Annotated in this window: 1 protein-coding gene; it reads right to left on the reverse strand. The window is 66.2% G+C overall.

The window, feature by feature from the left end; all coding sequences use genetic code 11:
• The coding region (locus tag ACSNOD_RS31955; protein ID WP_436770543.1) for a dihydropteroate synthase at positions 1-263 on the reverse strand (263 nt) is incomplete at both ends.

The following is a 263-nucleotide window of genomic DNA, read 5'->3' on the forward strand; positions in this document are numbered from 1 at the left end:
GCGGCGGGGTTGAGGCCGAAGGAGATGTTGGACAGGCCCAGCGTCGTCTGCACCTCGGGATGGCGCCGCTTCAGCTCCCGGATGGCCTCGATGGTGGCGATGCCGTCCTTGCGGGACTCCTCCTGACCGGTGCAGATGGTGAAGGTCAGGCAGTCGATGAGGATGTCGCACTCACGGATGCCCCAATTGCCGGTCAGATCGGCGATCAGCCGCTCGGCGATCTCGACCTTCTTCTCGACCGTGCGGGCCTGGCCCTCCTCGTC

Source organism: Streptomyces sp. URMC 123, from assembly GCF_051386515.1.
Taxonomy (GTDB): Bacteria; Actinomycetota; Actinomycetes; order Streptomycetales; family Streptomycetaceae; genus Streptomyces.